This is a genomic window from Serratia sp. PL7 (genome assembly GCF_945957435.1).
On the sequence record NZ_CAMFLB010000005.1, the window covers coordinates 349460 to 364898 of the forward strand.

Consider the following 15439-nt stretch of genomic DNA (forward strand, 5'->3'; position numbering starts at 1 on the left):
AGCCGCGCCCAGAAACAACCGTTATTCGTCAAGTTCCCATGGTGCAAAAACAAAAAAAGCGGGAAAAGATCGCTCTTTTCCCGCTGATACTGCTTACCGCCCGTTTAACGCCCGGGCGAAGCCAGGGTTAAACCCAACTTATTTCTGGATCTCGAACAGCTTGGTCTGGCCAGCAACCACATTGCCGGTTGCCAGCGCCGTCAGGCCAGCATAGTCATCAGCATTGCTGACCACTACCGGGCTGATCATCGAGCGCGCATTGGCGTTCAGGTATTCCAGATCCATTTCCAGGATAGGCTGGCCTGCTTTCACCTCAGCACCCTCTTCCACCAGGCGTTTGAAGCCCTGGCCGTTCAGCGCCACGGTGTCGATACCCATGTGCACGACGATCTCCGCGCCCTTGTCTGTTTCCAGGCAGAAAGCGTGATTGGTGTTGAAGATCTTCACCACGGTGCCATCAGCTGGCGCCACGACGGTTTTATCGGTTGGGCGAATGGCCACACCGTCACCGACCGCTTTGCTGGCGAAGGCTTCGTCCGGCACCTGATCCAGAGCAACCACTTCACCGGTTACCGGCGCCACCAGCGCTTCCAACACGGTTTTAGTAGCGTTAGGTACAGCCTGCGGTTTAACTTCTGCCGCAGCGGCTGCGGCGGCTGGAGCAGAGGCTGCCGCTACCGGGCCTGCTGCAACCACTTTGGTCATCGCACTGGCAATCAGTTCGGCACGAGTCCCGACGATTACCTGCACGCTTTGCTTGTTCAGACGGATCACGCCAGAAGCACCCAGGCGTTTAGCCAGAGCATCGTTCACCAACGCAGAATCTTTGACGTTCAGACGCAGGCGGGTGATACAGGCATCGATCCCGGTCAGGTTGTCAGACCCCCCGATGGCACTCACATAGCGACGAGCCAGGGTAGTGGTTTCATCTTCGTTCTTACCCGCAGCGGTATCCACGTCATAACCGTCGGTTTCGTCACCGGCAACGGCCAGTTCACGGCCTGGGGTCATCAGGTTGAATTTTTTGATGGTGAAGCGGAAGACCACGTAGTAGATAGCGAAGAACACCAGGCCTTGCGGGATCAGCATGTACCAGTGGGTCGCCAGTGGGTTACGCGTTGACAACGCCATATCCACCAGACCGGCACTGAAGCCAAAACCGGCAATCCACTGCATGCTGGCTGCGATGAACACGGAGATACCGGTCAGAACGGCATGGATCACATACAGCACTGGAGCAACGAACATGAAGGAGAATTCCAGCGGCTCGGTGATCCCGGTGAAGAAGGCAGCGAACGCCCCCGCCATCATGATACCCAGCACTTTCGCTTTGTTCTCAGGACGTGCGCAGTGGTAGATGGCCAGTGCTGCACCCGGCAGACCGAACATCATGATTGGGAAGAAGCCTGCCTGGTAACGACCGGTGATACCGACAGTGGCTTTACCCGCTTCAATAGACTGCGCGCCACCCAGGAAGTTAGGAATATCGTTAATACCGGCAACGTCAAACCAGAATACCGAGTTCAGCGCATGGTGCAGACCGACCGGAATTAACAGACGGTTGAAGAAGGCGTAGATACCGGCACCGGCAGAGCCGAGTTTTTGGATGTGCTCACCGAAGCTGACCAGACCGTTGAAAACCACCGGCCAGATGTACATCAGGATGAAGGCAACCAGGATCATCAGGAAGGAGATCAGGATTGGCACAAGACGACGGCCGCTGAAGAACGACAGCGCTTTCGGCAGTTCAACACCGCTGAAACGGTTGTAGACTTCGGCAGAAATGATACCCACCAGGATACCCACGAACTGGTTCTCAATTTTGCCAAAGGCGGCTGGAACCTGATCGAGAGGGATCTTCTGAATCATGGACACGGCGGCAGGTGAACACAGCGTGGTCACTACCAGGAAGCCGACAAAACCGGTCAGTGCAGCAGCACCGTCTTTGTCTTTGGACATACCGTAAGCCACACCAATGGCGAACAGGACCGACATATGATCGATAATGGCCGAACCGGATTTGATGAACAAGGCTGCCAGAGCATTGTCCCCACCCCAGCTAACCGGGTCAATCCAGTAGCCGACGCCCATCAGGATGGCCGCGGCAGGCAGTGTGGCTACCGGAACCATCAAGGCCCGACCCACCTTTTGTAAATAACTAAGAATGTTCACCTTTTCCCCCTATTCGTCCGATGCCGGACCCTATTGGCAGTTTATTGAGATAACTCACTACCTTTTTAGAAATAACGCTTGGCACGTATCACTCATGCGGAGTGTAAAAAAATTATTTCGTATCGCAAATTAAAACCTCCTTTTTTGTGACAAATGTCACCAAAAAGTAGTGTTAAACTGCCACATTGCTAGCCATCGCACAAAACTTATTTTATCATTCAAAAAATCAACGGACAGTAATCCCGAATACCAGCTTCACAAAGCTGAGTTACGCTTTAAGCTACGGTTGTTGCCCGTACCAGTATTGACACAGTTTATTCTACCTAGAGGTGTACGATGAGACTTATCCCACTACAAGACACTACTCAAGTCGGCAAATGGGCCGCACGCCATATCGTTCAGCGTATCAACGCCTTCAAACCGACCGCAGAACGCCCGTTCGTCCTTGGCCTGCCAACCGGTGGCACCCCGCTGGAAGCCTACAAACACCTGATCGCGATGCACAAAGCCGGTGAAGTCAGCTTCAAGCACGTCGTGACCTTCAACATGGATGAATATGTTGGCCTGCCGCAGGAACACCCGGAAAGCTACCACACCTTCATGTACCGCAACTTCTTCGACCACGTTGATATCCCACGTGAAAATATCAACCTGCTGAACGGTAACGCAGCAGACGTTGATGAAGAATGCCGTCAGTACGAAGCCAAAATGAAATCCTACGGCAAAGTTAACCTGTTCATGGGCGGCGTAGGCTTCGATGGCCACATTGCGTTCAACGAACCAGCGTCTTCCCTGGCTTCACGCACCCGTATCAAAACGCTGACCGAAGAAACCCGCATCGCCAACTCCCGCTTCTTCGACGGTGACGTAAGCCAAGTGCCAAAATATGCCCTGACCGTCGGCGTAGGCACCCTGCTCGATGCGGAAGAAGTGATGATCCTGGTCACCGGCCGTGGCAAGGCACAGGCGCTGGAAGCCGCAGTGGAAGGCAGCATCAACCACCTGTGGACCATTAGCTGCCTGCAGCTGCATGCCAAAGCCGTGGTGGTTTGTGACGAACCGTCCACCATGGAACTGAAGGTGAAAACCGTTAAGTATTTCCGCGAGTTGGAAGCGGAAAGCGTTAATAGTCTTTAATTTTTTGCAGGGGGCTACATGTTCGCTTTAACCCAATGCCGGATTTTTACCGGCCATGACGTGCTTGATGACCATGCGGTAGTGATTGCTGATGGCCTGATTGAACGAGTCTGCCCACTGGCCGAACTGCCAGCAGGCATCGAAACGCGCGATCTGGGTGGCGCCATCCTAGCCCCCGGTTTTATCGACGTGCAGCTTAACGGCTGCGGCGGCGTGCAATTTAACGACTCACTGGAAGCCATCTCGGAAACCACGCTGGAAATCATGCAGCGCGCCAACGAGAAATCCGGCTGTACCAGCTATCTGCCAACGCTGATCACCTGCAGCGACGATTATATGAAGCACGGCATCAACGTGATGCGCGCTTATCTGAAGAACCATCCCAATCAGGCCCTTGGCCTGCATCTGGAAGGGCCGTACCTGAGCCTGGAGAAGAAAGGCACCCACAACCCGGCGTTTATCCGCAAGCCTACCAGCGAGATGATCGACTACCTGTGTGCCAACGCCGACGTGATCAGCAAAGTGACCCTGGCGCCAGAAATGGTGGAACCTCACTTTATCAAACAGCTGAGCGACGCCGGTATCGTGGTGTCCGCTGGCCACTCCAACGCCACTTACGATCAGGCACGCGTGGGTTTCGCCGCAGGCATAACCTTCGCCACCCATCTGTACAATGCCATGCCGTACATCAGCGGCCGCGAACCGGGCCTGATGGGCGCGATCTTCGACACGCCAGAAGTGTATACCGGCATCATTGCCGATGGGCACCACGTGGCCTGGGCGAGTATCCGTAACGCCAAGCGGGTAAAAGGTGATAAATTGGTGCTGGTCACCGATGCTACTGCACCAGCAGGCGCGGATATCGATCAGTTTATTTTCGCGGGTAAAACCATTTATTATCGTGACGGCCTGTGTGTTGACGAAAACGGCACTCTGAGCGGCTCCGCACTGACCATGATCGAAGCGGTGCAAAACAGCGTAGAGCATGTTGGTATCGCACTGGACGAAGCGCTGCGCATGGCGACGCTCTATCCGGCTCGCGCTATCGGTGTCGAACAGCGTTTAGGCACCATCGAAGCCGGCAAGGTCGCCAACCTGACCGCCTTTACCCGTGATTACCAAATCACCAAGACCCTCGTTAACGGCAACGAGGTTTAATCCATGAACAGCGAGTAGAATTATTGATGAGCACTGGCGGACAAGCACAAATAGGGAATGTTGACTTAGTTAAGCAACTTAACGGCGCAGCAGTGTATCGCCTGATCGACCAGCAAGGCCCGATCTCGCGCATTCAGATTGCCGAACTCAGTCAGCTTGCCCCCGCCAGCGTCACTAAAATTACTCGCCAACTGTTGGAGCGCGGGCTGATCAAAGAGGTCGATCAGCAAGCCTCCACCGGTGGCCGCCGTGCCATTTCCATTGTCAGTGAAACCCGCAATTTCCACACCGTTGCCGTCCGCCTGGGCCGCCATGATGCCACCATCACCCTGTACGATATGGGCGGTAAGTCGCTCGGAGAGGAGCACTACCCTCTGCCGGAACGCACCCAGGAGACACTGGAAAACGCACTGCTCAACGCCATTGCGCAGTTTATCGAAAGTTACCAACGCAAACTGCGCGAACTGATCGCCATTGCCGTGATCCTGCCTGGCCTGGTCGATCCGGCGTTAGGCGTAGTGCGCTATATGCCGCACATCAACGTCGATAACTGGGCGTTGGTCGATCATCTTCAGCAACGCTTCAACGTCACCAGTTTTGTCGGCCACGATATCCGCAGCCTGGCCTTGGCGGAGCACTACTTCGGGGCTACCCGGGATTGTGAAGACTCCATTCTGGTGCGCCTGCACCGGGGCACCGGCGCCGGGATCATCGTCAACGGCAAAATTTTCCTCGGTAATAACGGCAACGTGGGGGAGATTGGTCATATTCAAATCGATCCCCTCGGCGAACGCTGCCACTGCGGTAACTTCGGCTGTCTGGAAACCGTGGCGGCCAACGCAGCTATCGAACAGCGCGTACGCCACCTACTGACTCAGGGCTACCCAAGCAAAATGACGCTGGACGACTGTAGCATCGCCGCCATCTGCAAAGCCGCCAATCGCGGAGATTTGCTGGCCAGCGAAGTGATCGAACACGTTGGCCGCTATCTGGGCAAGGCGGTAGCCATCGCTATCAACCTGTTCAACCCACAAAAAGTGGTGATCGCCGGTGAAATCACCGAAGCGGACAAAGTGTTGTTACCCGCCATCCAAAGCTGCATCAACACCCAGGTGCTGAAGGATTTCCGCAGAAACCTGCCCGTGGTCACTTCCGAACTCAATCACCGTTCAGCGATCGGTGCTTTTGCCCTGGCTAAACGGGCAATGCTCAACGGTGTACTTCTCCAACGGCTGCTAGAAAGTTAAACTGCCTGTTTGGCAGGGATGCACTTCTGGCTTTTTTGCCCTGCCGTTCATCATGAGACCAGCAACAATGACTATCAAAAACGTGATATGTGACATCGACGGCGTGCTGCTGCATGACAATACCCCGATCCCTGGAGCCGATCTGTTCCTGGCTCGTATTCAGGAACAAGGGATGCCGTTGGTGGTGCTAACCAACTACCCTTCGCAAACCGCCCAGGATCTGGCCAACCGCTTTGCCGCCGCTGGCCTGGACGTGCCAGAAAGCGCGTTTTATACCTCAGCGATGGCGACGGCCGATTTCCTGCGCCGCCAGGAAGGTAAAAAAGCCTATGTGGTGGGTGAAGGCGCACTGATCCACGAACTCTACAAAGCCGGCTTTACCATCACCGATATCAACCCGGATTTCGTGATCGTGGGTGAGACCCGTTCCTACAACTGGGACATGATGCATAAAGCGGCCTTCTTCGTGAACAACGGGGCACGGTTTATAGCCACTAACCCGGATACCCATGGCCATGGTTTCACACCAGCCTGTGGGGCTCTGTGTGCGCCGATCGAGAAGATCACCGGCCGTAAGCCGTTTTATGTCGGCAAGCCTAGCCCGTGGATTATCCGCGCCGCACTGAACAAGATGCAGGGACATTCGGAAGAGACGGTCATTATCGGGGACAACCTGCGCACCGATATTCTGGCAGGCTTCCAGGCCGGGCTGGAAACCGTGCTGGTGCTGTCTGGCGTCTCAACGCTGAACGATGTTGAATCCATGCCATTCCGCCCGAGCCATATCTTCCCTTCCGTGGCGGATATCACTATTTTTTAAGCAGCAAGCAATGGCCCCTCACCCTAACCCTCTCCCACAGGGAGAGGGGACCGATCGAGTTCGTTGATCGCTTGACGTAATACCTTACCGTTTTTGTTCTTACCCCCTACTTTCCGAAGTCGTACAAGCTAATCAAGACCTCCGGACAGCTCCCTCTCCCTGTGGGAAAGCGGACCGATCGAGCTCATTGATCGCTTGACGTAATACCTTACCTTTCTTGTTCTTACCCCCCACTTTCCGAAGTCGTACAAGCAAATCAAGACCTCCGGACAGCTCCCTCTCCCTGTGGGAAAGCGGACCGATCGAGTTCGTTGATCGCTTGACGTAATACCTTACCGTTCTTGTTCTTACCCCCTACGTTCCGAAGTCGCACAAGCTAATCAAGACCTCCGGACAGCTCCCTCTCCCTGTGGGAAAGAGGACCGATCGAGTTCGTTGATCGCTTGACGTAATACCTTGCCTTTCTTGTTCTTACCCCCCTTCTTTCCGAAGTCGCACAAGCTAATCAAGACCTCCGGACAGCCCCCTCTCCCTGTGGGAAAGAGGACCGATCGAGTTCGTTGATCGCTTGACGTAATACCTTGCCTTTCTTGTTCTTACACCCTACTTTCCGAAGTCGCACAAGCTAATCAAGACCTCCGGACAGCTCCCTCTCCCTGTGGGAAAGAGGACCGATCGAGTTCGTTGATCGCTTGACGTAATACCTTACCGTTCTTGTTCTTACCCCCTACTTTCCGAAGTCGCACAAGCTAATCAAGACCTCCGGACAGCCCCCTATCCCTGTGGGAAAGCGGACCGATCGAGTTCGTTGATCGCTTGACGTAATACCTTACCTTTCTTGTTCTTACACCCTTCTTTCCGAAGTCGCACAAGCTAATCAAGACCTCCGGACAGCTCCCTCTCCCTGTGGGAGAGGGTTGGGGTGAGGGAAAACATCGATCATCGAAACGCCAGAAAATTTATCCCACACTCGCCTCATTCGACGAAAAATTAGATATTATTCAATTTTTGCCGCTTAAAATTGAACATCCACTAATTTTAACACCCCACCCCAAGACTATTTTTCAGCGTAACGCTAAATCGCTTGCATACACCTCAGCTTTTGACGCATTTTCATTATCAGAAGGCAGCAAAGCCGCACCGTTGAATTTACATGCAGGCGCGCTGTACATCACATCACCGCCATAAAATGTCGTTAGGAGAGTTTGTATGTGTTCTATTTTCGGTGTGCTCGATCTGAAGTCCGATCCGGTTGAATTGCGTAAAAGAGCGTTGGAACTGTCACGCCTGATGCGCCATCGCGGCCCAGACTGGTCCGGCGTTTACGCCAGCGATAAAGCCATTCTGGTTCACGAGCGCCTGTCGATTGTTGACGTGAATAACGGTGCCCAACCGCTGTACAACGCTGCGCACACCCACGTATTGGCGGTTAACGGTGAAATTTATAACCATCAGGCCCTGCGTCAGCAGTTGGGTGAGCATTATCAATTCCAGACCGGCTCCGACTGCGAAGTGATCCTGGCGCTGTATCAGGAAAAAGGCCCGAACTTCCTGGACGATCTGCAAGGTATGTTCGCCTTTGCCCTATACGACACGGAAAAAGACGCTTACCTGATTGGCCGCGACCACCTCGGCATCATCCCGCTGTATATGGGGCACGATGAGCACGGCAACCTGTATGTCGCTTCTGAGATGAAGGCACTGGTGCCGGTCTGCCGCAGCATTAAAGAGTTCCCGGCGGGCAGCTACCTGTGGAGCCAGGACGGTGAAATCCGCGAATACTACCAGCGTGACTGGTTCGACTATGACAACGTCAAAGACAACGTCACCGATGCCAACGCCCTGCGCAACGCACTGGAAGAGTCGGTAAAAAGCCACCTGATGTCCGACGTACCTTACGGCGTGCTGCTCTCCGGCGGGCTGGATTCCTCGGTGATCTCTGCCATCACCAAAAAATATGCCGCACGCCGGGTAGAAGATGATGAGCGCAGTGAAGCCTGGTGGCCACAGCTGCACTCCTTCGCCGTCGGGCTGGAAGGTTCCCCGGATCTGCGTGCGGCTCAAGAGGTCGCTAACCACCTTGGCACCGTCCACCATGAAATCCACTTCACGGTGCAGGAAGGCCTGGATGCCATCCGCGATGTGATCTACCACATCGAAACTTACGATGTCACCACCATACGCGCCTCCACGCCGATGTATCTGATGTCACGCAAGATTAAAGCGATGGGCATCAAGATGGTGCTGTCTGGCGAAGGGGCGGATGAAGTGTTCGGCGGCTACCTGTACTTCCATAAGGCGCCAAATGCCAAAGAATTCCACGAGGAAACCGTGCGTAAACTGCTGGCGCTGCATATGTACGACTGTGCTCGTGCCAACAAAGCAATGTCTGCCTGGGGTGTAGAAGCCCGCGTACCGTTCCTGGATAAAAACTTCCTGGACGTGGCGATGCGTATCAACCCGCAGGATAAAATGTGCGGCAACGGCAAGATGGAGAAGCACATTATTCGCCAATGCTTCGAGTCTTATCTGCCCGCTAGCGTAGCCTGGCGCCAGAAAGAGCAGTTCTCCGACGGTGTCGGTTACAGCTGGATCGATACGCTAAAAGAAGTCGCTGCCAAGCAGATTAGCGATCAACAGCTTGAAACGGCACGTTTCCGCTTCCCGTACAACACGCCAAACAGCAAAGAAGGCTACCTGTACCGCGAGATTTTCGAAGAGCTGTTCCCGTTGCCGAGCGCAGCGGAATGTGTCCCTGGCGGCCCTTCCGTAGCCTGCTCGTCGGCAAAAGCCATTGAATGGGACGAATCCTTCAAAAAGATGGACGACCCATCAGGCCGTGCCGTAGGCGTACACCAGTCAGCCTATAAGTAAACCGTCACCGTTTTACCTTCGGCGGGCCTGATGGCCCGCTTTTTTGTGGATGTTTTCAACCGTTAACCCTCCGAACTGCCGTTTTTATCACCATACTGTTCACAACCCAGACAAACAACCCGCCCAGTCGCTTTTTCGGGAAAAAACTAGTTGACGCAAATCGGCCATATACGCATAATGCGCCCCGCAACGCCGATGAAGGTTGAGCGAAAAAGATGGCTACGTAGCTCAGTTGGTTAGAGCACATCACTCATAATGATGGGGTCACAGGTTCGAATCCCGTCGTAGCCACCAATCTTTTTTGCGGGAGTGGCGAAATTGGTAGACGCACTAGATTTAGGTTCTAGCGCCGCAAGGTGTGCGAGTTCAAGTCTCGCCTCCCGCACCATTTTCTTTCATCGTCGCGCATACAGCAGGTGGGGTATCGCCAAGCGGTAAGGCACTGGTTTTTGATACCAGCATTCCCTGGTTCGAATCCAGGTACCCCAGCCATCTTCCCAGATGGAGCGCTGTAAAAAAGTTAATTTGCTATTGGGGTATCGCCAAGCGGTAAGGCACTGGTTTTTGATACCAGCATTCCCTGGTTCGAATCCAGGTACCCCAGCCATCTTTTCAGGATGGGGCGCGGTAAAAAAAGTTAATTGTGTTATTGGGGTATCGCCAAGCGGTAAGGCACTGGTTTTTGATACCAGCATTCCCTGGTTCGAATCCAGGTACCCCAGCCATACAACATAGTTGACAAGCAACAAAAAGTAGTAAAAATGGCTACGTAGCTCAGCTGGTTAGAGCACATCACTCATAATGATGGGGTCACAGGTTCAAATCCCGTCGTAGCCACCATGCTATCTGCTTTACAATTGGGGTGTCGCCAAGCGGTAAGGCTCTGGTTTCTGATACCAGCATACCCAGGTTCGAATCCTGGCACCCCAGCCAAATTTAGAAAAGCTCGCTTCGGCGAGCTTTTTGCTTTTCTGAGTTTGGATAAAATGGGCGCAACATGCGGCGCCCCATGTCATCACAAACCTAATGCATACTTCAGCGCCCGCTCTTTCAGCTTGCCCGCCCTTTCCGCTACCATCAGTGCCAGATTGCGCGCCACGCCCAGCGGAGCCAGGTTATTGCTGAAGGCGGTATAGAACAGATCCATGCCGCTTTGCATCAGCAGGTTATCGGTGCGACGACGGCGCTGATAGCGCATCAGCACCTCTTCACTCGCCCAATCCTCTCCCTGCTCCCGGGCGTCGCTCACGATCTCCAGTAATGCATCCACATCACGATAGCCAAGGTTCACCCCCTGCCCGGCCAGCGGATTGATGGTATGTGCAGCATCGCCGAGCAACACCAGCCCTGATTGCACATAGCGTTGTGCGTGGCGGCGCACCAGTGGGAAAGATCCGGCGGCATGAGCCTTCACCGTGCCCAAGCGGGATGGGAAAGCCACCGCTATCTCTTGTTCGAGCTGTGCCATAGGTAACGCCTGCAACTGGCGAATACGCTGCGGGCTGTCATACCACACCAGCGTTGCCCACTGGTCGTACAGCGGCAGGAACGCGCGTGGGCCAGAGGGGAGGAATTGCTGCCAGGTCACATCCTGCTGCGGTTGGTCGGTTTCCACGGTGATCAACATGCAAGACTGGCGATATTGCCAACCGCTGGTGCCAATCGCCGCCAACTTGCGTACCTGTGAGTGAGCACCGTCGGCACCCACCACCAAACGCGCCTGTAGGGTCTCTGACGAGCTTAACGTCACCTGCCATTGGTCATCCGCTCGATGCATCGCCTGCAGCCTGGTGGGGCAGTACAGCGTTAAATTCTCGCATTGTGACAACTGCTGCCATAGGGCGAGCTGCAATATACGGTTCTCGACCATAAAACCCAGCTCTGGCAGCCCAAGCGTTGCGGCATCAAATGCCACCCGTGAGGACTCCCATTCCCAGGTTTCCAGCCTGCGGTAGGGTGCCGATCTCATCTGCAACACCGCAGGCCAGGCATCAAGCTGCTTCAACAAGCCAACGGAGGTGCAGCCAATAGCGGAGATCCGCAGGTCCGGCGGGCTTTGGGGATCGAACGTATCGGGAGCCTCGTGCTCTAACAAAGCGACCGACAATCCGGCGCGAGCCAGCCCCAGCGCGGCAGCAGCTCCCACCATCCCGCCGCCAACCACCACGGCATCAAAGCGTTTTTGAGAAGTGTTCATTTTGGCTATACTTTTGGTTAATTAGGCATCTTGGCTCAGTGTACCGGATTTTTAATCCGGCTTCAGGTCGCATGCTACTGCCACTTCGCTGGTCACCAGCGCGCCAAATGATTACAATGGCCTTCCTGCATGGCGCGTAACGCAATTTTCTCTCCGCACTGAGTAATGGCAAGTCAATGACGAAAAAACTACATATCAAAACCTGGGGCTGCCAGATGAATGAGTACGACTCATCGAAAATGGCAGATTTGCTGGGAAGCACACACGGCTTCGAGTGGACTGAAAACGCTGAAGAAGCGGATGTGTTGCTGCTCAATACCTGCTCGATCCGCGAGAAGGCGCAGGAAAAGGTTTTCGCGTTATTGGGCCGTTGGAAGCAACTGAAAAAGAACAACCCCGATCTGATTATTGGCGTCGGCGGTTGCGTTGCTTCGCAGGAAGGGGAACATCTGCGCCAGCGCGCGCCCTGCGTTGACATCGTTTTTGGCCCACAGACATTGCATCGCCTGCCGGAGATGATCAACCACGTGCGCGGTTCGCATAGCCCGATCGTGGACATCAGCTTCCCGGAAATCGAAAAGTTCGACCGCCTGCCGGAACCCCGTGCCGATGGGCCAACCGCCTTCGTCTCGATCATGGAAGGCTGCAACAAATACTGCACGTTCTGCGTGGTGCCTTACACCCGCGGTGAAGAAGTCAGCCGCCCAAGCGATGATGTCCTGTTTGAAGTCGCTCAGTTGGCCGCCCAGGGCGTACGTGAAGTGAACCTGCTGGGCCAGAACGTCAACGCCTATCGTGGCGCAACCTTTGATGGTGGCATCTGCTCATTTGCCGAACTGTTGCGCCTGGTGGCCTCCATCGACGGCATCGATCGCATCCGCTTTACCACCAGCCACCCGATTGAGTTCAGCGACGATATTATTGCGGTGTATGAAGATACGCCCGAGTTGGTCAGCTTCCTGCATCTGCCGGTACAAAGCGGTTCAGACCGCATTCTGACCATGATGAAACGCGCCCACACGGCGCTGGAATACAAAGCGATTATCCGCAAGCTGCGTCAGGCACGGCCCAATATCCAGTTCAGCTCTGATTTCATTATCGGTTTCCCAGGGGAAACCCAGGCCGACTTTGAACAGACCATGAACCTGATTGCCCAGGTGAACTTCGACACCAGCTTCAGCTTTATCTACTCTTCGCGCCCAGGCACTCCAGCGGCAGACATGGTTGACGACGTCAGCGAAGAAGAGAAAAAACAACGTCTGTATCTGCTGCAAGAACGGATCAACCAGCAGGTGATGCAGTTCAGCCGCCGTATGCTTGGCACCGTGCAGCGTATTCTGGTCGAGGGCACCTCACGCAAGAGCTTGATGGAACTCTCTGGCCGCACCGAATGCAACCGGATGGTCAACTTTGAGGGCACCCCAGATTTGATCGGCCAGTTCGTCGACGTCGAGATTACTGAAGTGTTAACCAATTCTCTGCGCGGTACCCTGGTCCGCACCGAACAGCAGATGGAACTGCGCGTGCACCAATCCCCTCAAGCGGTGATTGCACGTACCCGTAAGGAAGATGAGCTGGGCGTCGGTAGCTACCAACCCTGATCGCCCCGCCACCTTGGCATTTTCCTTTTTCTCTGCCGGGCAGTCATTGTCCGGTAATTTTGTTTTTTTATTTTGATTATGAGGCGACACAATAATGCAACTCCCACACTGCCCGAAGTGCAATTCCGAATACACCTACCAGGATAACGCCCTGTTCATCTGCCCTGAGTGCGCCCATGAGTGGAGCGACAGCGCGGCCGTTGAAGATGCCGATACCCTGATTGTCAAAGATGCCAACGGTAACCTGCTGGCCGATGGCGATGCGGTGACCGTGGTCAAGGATCTGAAGGTCAAAGGCAGCTCTTCCATGTTGAAGATCGGCACCAAGGTGAAGAACATCCGCCTGGTCGAAGGCGATCACAACATCGATTGCAAAATCGACGGCTTTGGCCCGATGAAGCTGAAATCCGAATTTGTGAAGAAGAGCTGATTTCCGCTGTTAACCTGCTGTTGGGCCAAACTATTTGGCCCAATTCTGCCCCCTCCCCCCTTGAATTCCCTTCGCTGCGCACAGATAGATCAGAGGTAAACTTGCGCCAGTGCGGTACACCATGAATAATTCAGGGTAGAGCTGTTCGGGGGTTGCCCTGAATGCCCGCGCTGAAATCGCGTTACGTGACATCAACCAGGCCCTGTTGAGCCTTGAGGAATCGTTTGAACGTCGCAACACAAGAAATCCTGTTGGAGCCCGCAGACAACCAACGCCTGTTGAGCCTGTGCGGCCCGTTTGATGACAACATCAAACAACTCGAACGTCGGCTGGGGATTGAAATCAACCGCCGTGACAACCGTTTCAAGCTGGTCGGTAAAAACCTGTGCGTGGTTGCCGCCGCCGATATTTTGCGCCATCTGTATGTGGATACCGCGCCGATCCGTGGCGTGACCCCAGATATCGATCCGGAACAGATCCACCTGGCCATCAAAGAGAGCCGGGTGCTGGAGCAGGTGGCAGACAGCGTGCCGGATTACGGCAAATCGGTCACCATCAAGACCAAGCGTGGCATGGTGAAGCCCCGCACGCCTAACCAGGCGCAATACATCGCCAATATTTTCGCCCATGACATCACCTTTGGCGTTGGCCCGGCGGGTACCGGTAAAACTTATCTGGCAGTTGCCGCTGCGGTAGACGCGCTGGAGCGCCAGGAAATCCGGCGTATCCTGCTGACCCGCCCGGCGGTTGAAGCGGGTGAGAAGCTGGGCTTCCTGCCGGGGGATCTGAGCCAGAAAGTCGACCCATATCTGCGCCCGCTGTATGACGCCCTGTTTGAAATGCTGGGCTTTGAACGCGTGGAAAAACTGATCGAGCGTAACGTGATAGAAGTTGCGCCGCTGGCCTACATGCGTGGCCGTACGCTGAATGATGCCTTTATCATTCTCGATGAAAGCCAGAACACCACCATCGAACAGATGAAGATGTTCCTGACGCGTATCGGTTTCAACTCGAAAGCGGTGATCACCGGCGACGTGACCCAGATCGACCTGCCACGCAATCAGAAATCCGGCCTGCGCCATGCGGTGGAAGTGCTGTCTGAGGTGGAAGAGATCAGCTTTAACTTCTTCCACAGCGAAGACGTGGTGCGCCATCCGGTAGTCGCCCGTGTGGTGGTCGCCTATGAAGCCTGGGAAGCCGCCGAACAAAAACGCAAAGATGCCATCGCCGAACAACGTAGACGTGAGGCACCGGTTGCCTCCGAACAGGAAACACCATGAGCCAGGTTATTCTGGATTTACAAATTGCCTGCGCCAGCAGTGAAGGATTACCGGATGAAGCCACCTTCCAGCGCTGGCTGGAAGGAGTATTGCCACAGTTTCAGGAAGAAGCCGAAGTCACCATCCGCTTAGTGGATGAGGCGGAAAGCAATGAGCTGAATCTGACTTATCGTGGTAAAGACAAGCCCACCAACGTGTTATCATTCCCGTTCGAGGCACCGCCGGAAATCGAACTGCCGCTGTTGGGTGATTTGATTATTTGCCGTCAAGTGGTTGAACAGGAAGCGGTTGAACAACAGAAAGCGCTGGAAGCACACTGGGCGCATATGGTTGTTCACGGTAGCCTTCATCTGCTAGGGTATGACCACATCGAAGACGATGAAGCCGAAGAAATGGAATCTTTGGAAACCGAGATAATGCAGGAGATGGGTTACCCAGACCCTTACCTCGCGGAAAAAGATCCCACCTGATGTTAGCTGAGCACCCCGCAGCCCCGATTGGGGCTGTCGCTAATTTTGATAAC

The 15439-nt window shown here is 54.5% G+C and carries 11 protein-coding genes and 7 tRNA genes; 16 read left to right on the forward strand and 2 right to left on the reverse strand.

Features of this window, described 5'->3' with window-relative positions; all coding sequences use genetic code 11:
* Positions 1 to 138: 138 nt before the first annotated feature.
* Entirely contained in the window at positions 139 to 2172 is a 2034-nt protein-coding gene (gene nagE, locus N6G83_RS23965; protein WP_024529307.1) for an N-acetylglucosamine-specific PTS transporter subunit IIBC, read from the reverse strand.
* Between the two features lie 336 nt (positions 2173 to 2508).
* On the opposite strand from nagE, the gene nagB reads away from it, so the two are divergent.
* The 12 genes from nagB (at position 2509) to N6G83_RS24025 (ending at position 10341) form a co-directional block, all read left to right on the forward strand.
* Positions 2509 to 3309: a glucosamine-6-phosphate deaminase gene (gene nagB / locus N6G83_RS23970; protein ID WP_024529306.1), complete on the forward strand. Its 801-nt coding sequence runs from the start codon at positions 2509 to 2511 to the stop codon at positions 3307 to 3309.
* An 18-nt stretch (positions 3310 to 3327) separates the two neighbouring features.
* Entirely contained in the window at positions 3328 to 4467 is a 1140-nt protein-coding gene (gene nagA, locus N6G83_RS23975; RefSeq protein WP_021805318.1) for an N-acetylglucosamine-6-phosphate deacetylase, read from the forward strand.
* Between the two features lie 26 nt (positions 4468 to 4493).
* Positions 4494 to 5714 (forward strand): N-acetylglucosamine repressor, encoded by a 1221-nt coding sequence (locus tag N6G83_RS23980; RefSeq protein WP_024529305.1) that lies wholly within the window; start codon positions 4494 to 4496, stop codon positions 5712 to 5714.
* A 67-nt stretch (positions 5715 to 5781) separates the two neighbouring features.
* Positions 5782 to 6534: an HAD-IIA family hydrolase gene (locus N6G83_RS23985; protein ID WP_199062887.1), complete on the forward strand. Its 753-nt coding sequence runs from the start codon at positions 5782 to 5784 to the stop codon at positions 6532 to 6534.
* Between the two features lie 1209 nt (positions 6535 to 7743).
* A complete protein-coding gene (asnB, locus tag N6G83_RS23990; protein ID WP_021179986.1) occupies positions 7744 to 9408 on the forward strand; it encodes an asparagine synthase B in 1665 nt (554 codons plus the stop codon).
* A 217-nt stretch (positions 9409 to 9625) separates the two neighbouring features.
* A tRNA-Met gene (locus N6G83_RS23995) sits at positions 9626 to 9702 on the forward strand.
* A gap of 9 nt (positions 9703 to 9711) precedes the next feature.
* A tRNA-Leu gene (locus N6G83_RS24000) sits at positions 9712 to 9796 on the forward strand.
* Between the two features lie 29 nt (positions 9797 to 9825).
* Positions 9826 to 9900, forward strand: a tRNA-Gln gene (locus tag N6G83_RS24005).
* A 40-nt stretch (positions 9901 to 9940) separates the two neighbouring features.
* Positions 9941 to 10015, forward strand: a tRNA-Gln gene (locus N6G83_RS24010).
* A gap of 43 nt (positions 10016 to 10058) precedes the next feature.
* A tRNA-Gln gene (locus tag N6G83_RS24015) sits at positions 10059 to 10133 on the forward strand.
* A 38-nt stretch (positions 10134 to 10171) separates the two neighbouring features.
* Positions 10172 to 10248 (forward strand) — tRNA-Met (locus N6G83_RS24020).
* Positions 10249 to 10266: 18 nt separating this feature from the next.
* Positions 10267 to 10341 (forward strand) — tRNA-Gln (locus N6G83_RS24025).
* An 82-nt stretch (positions 10342 to 10423) separates the two neighbouring features.
* On the opposite strand, the gene ubiF is transcribed toward N6G83_RS24025, so the two are convergent.
* A complete protein-coding gene (gene ubiF / locus N6G83_RS24030; RefSeq protein WP_211134801.1) occupies positions 10424 to 11605 on the reverse strand; it encodes a 3-demethoxyubiquinol 3-hydroxylase in 1182 nt (393 codons plus the stop codon).
* A 176-nt stretch (positions 11606 to 11781) separates the two neighbouring features.
* On the opposite strand from ubiF, the gene miaB reads away from it, so the two are divergent.
* From miaB to ybeY, 4 genes are all read left to right on the forward strand, one after another.
* Entirely contained in the window at positions 11782 to 13206 is a 1425-nt protein-coding gene (miaB, locus tag N6G83_RS24035; protein ID WP_211134802.1) for a tRNA (N6-isopentenyl adenosine(37)-C2)-methylthiotransferase MiaB, read from the forward strand.
* 94 nt (positions 13207 to 13300) lie between these two features.
* Positions 13301 to 13636 carry a zinc ribbon domain-containing protein YjdM gene (locus N6G83_RS24040; protein ID WP_021179990.1) on the forward strand — a complete coding sequence of 112 codons (336 nt, stop codon included), beginning with the start codon at positions 13301 to 13303 and terminating at the stop codon, positions 13634 to 13636.
* A 224-nt stretch (positions 13637 to 13860) separates the two neighbouring features.
* Complete coding sequence (locus N6G83_RS24045) at positions 13861 to 14916, forward strand: PhoH family protein (protein WP_024483192.1); 1056 nt, start codon at positions 13861 to 13863, stop codon at positions 14914 to 14916.
* Positions 14913 to 15386, forward strand: coding sequence for an rRNA maturation RNase YbeY (ybeY, locus tag N6G83_RS24050; protein WP_025123434.1), 474 nt, complete (start codon positions 14913 to 14915; stop codon positions 15384 to 15386). Before N6G83_RS24045 ends, ybeY begins: the two co-directional genes overlap by 4 nt.
* Positions 15387 to 15439: the final 53 nt, after the last annotated feature.

Bases quoted from the DNA above. Each gene is read 5' to 3' on its own strand.
- nagB (WP_024529306.1), top strand. From the start codon at position 2,509: ATGAGACTTATCCCACTACAAGACACTACTCAAGTCGGCAAATGGGCC.
- ubiF (WP_211134801.1), bottom strand. From the start codon at position 11,605: ATGAACACTTCTCAAAAACGCTTTGATGCCGTGGTGGTTGGCGGCGGG.
- ybeY (WP_025123434.1), top strand. From the start codon at position 14,913: ATGAGCCAGGTTATTCTGGATTTACAAATTGCCTGCGCCAGCAGTGAA.
- N6G83_RS24040 (WP_021179990.1), top strand. From the start codon at position 13,301: ATGCAACTCCCACACTGCCCGAAGTGCAATTCCGAATACACCTACCAG.
- miaB (WP_211134802.1), top strand. From the start codon at position 11,782: ATGACGAAAAAACTACATATCAAAACCTGGGGCTGCCAGATGAATGAG.
- asnB (WP_021179986.1), top strand. From the start codon at position 7,744: ATGTGTTCTATTTTCGGTGTGCTCGATCTGAAGTCCGATCCGGTTGAA.
- nagA (WP_021805318.1), top strand. From the start codon at position 3,328: ATGTTCGCTTTAACCCAATGCCGGATTTTTACCGGCCATGACGTGCTT.
- N6G83_RS23985 (WP_199062887.1), top strand. From the start codon at position 5,782: ATGACTATCAAAAACGTGATATGTGACATCGACGGCGTGCTGCTGCAT.
- N6G83_RS23980 (WP_024529305.1), top strand. From the start codon at position 4,494: ATGAGCACTGGCGGACAAGCACAAATAGGGAATGTTGACTTAGTTAAG.